General features: G+C 73.2%; 1 protein-coding gene. It reads right to left on the reverse strand.

All coding sequences use genetic code 11. From position 1 onward, the window contains the following. The coding region (locus P3T39_RS37410) for a lipid II flippase MurJ (protein WP_280703793.1) at window positions 1-1,284 on the reverse strand (1,284 nt) is incomplete at its 3' end. Window positions 1,285-1,336 lie beyond the last annotated feature (52 nt).

The following is a 1,336-nucleotide window of genomic DNA, read 5'->3' on the forward strand; positions in this document are numbered from 1 at the left end:
GCCGTCGTCGGTGTGCGGGTCGGTGGTGCGGCGGACGACGGGGCGGATCGAGAAGTAGGGGCGGACTATCACGCCTACCAGTGCCTGGGCGGGCAGGCCGAGGCTGTAGATGCGCATGACGGTGGCGGTGGCGGCGGTGTCGGCCGGGCCGAAGGCGCCGCGTTCGAAGAGGAGTGAGACCACGGAGGGGGCGCAGGCCATGAGGAAGGCGGTGCCGGCCAGGACGAGGGCGGTGGCTTGGCCGAGGTCTTTCTCCACCCGGTCGCGGGCCGCTGTCAGGTCGCCGGCCGCGAGGGCGCGGGCGACCAGCGGGAAGGTCACGGTGCAGATCAGGATGGCCGCGGTCATGGCGAGTTGGGCGACCTTGGCGGCGTAGTTGAGGTGCGAGATGGTACCGGGAGGCAGGTCGGAGCCGAGGTAGCGCTCGATGAAGACCTGGGCTTGGCGGGTGAGGGTGAAGGCGGCGACCGGTAGCAGGGCGAGTGGGAGCAGCACCAGAGTGGCTCCGCTCCGGCGCGGTCTTGGCCCGCGTTCCTGGCGCAGTCGGCGGTGGAACGGGCCGACCAGCACTGCGGCCATCAGCAGGCTGCCGAGGGCGACGCCGAGGGCGGCCGAGTGGACGCCCAGCACTGTGTGGCAGGTGAGCAGCAGGGTGAGGATGGCGAGGTTGTATGCGACGTAGATCGCGGCCGGGGCGGTGAAGTGGTGGTGTGCCCGCAGGGCGGAGCCGAGGTATCCGGCGATACCGAACGGCAGGATGGTGAGGGCGGTGGTCCGGGTGCAGGTGACGGCGAGGTCCGGGTCGGCGAGACCGGGTGCGAGCAGTTCGACCAGCTGGGGGGCGCCGAGGGCGACGGTGGTGGAGAGGGCGCAGAGTGCGAGCAGCAGCCAGGGCAGGGTGGTGCGGACCAGCTGGCGGACGGGGTCGGCCTGGTCGGGGCGCTCCTCGCGGAGGACCAGGGCGAGGCTGAAGGCGGGCACCATCAGGAAGGCCATGGCGTCCTCGATCAGCAGCGGCGCGGCCGTCTCGGGGACCGTCCAGGCGACCAGGAAGGCATCGGTGCCCTGGTTCGCCCCGAAGTAGCGGGCCAGCAGCAGGTCGCGCAGCAGACCGAGTGCCGAACCGGCGGCGCTGAGCAGGGCGGTGACCCCGAAGGCCCGGGCCAGGAAGCCGCCCCGGTCAGGTGCCGGTCTGGCGGCGGGCGGCACGGTCCCGGCCGCGCGGGCGGCCGGGACCGGGGCCGCCGGTGGGGCCGCCAGCGCGCTCGGTTGTTCCGGTGTCATGCTCGGTGCGCTCCCAGGGGATCGGGGACGGTCCTGGAGATGGGGACGGGCG

The sequence above is a fragment of the Kitasatospora sp. GP82 genome, from assembly GCF_029892105.1.
Taxonomy (GTDB): domain Bacteria; phylum Actinomycetota; class Actinomycetes; order Streptomycetales; family Streptomycetaceae; genus Kitasatospora.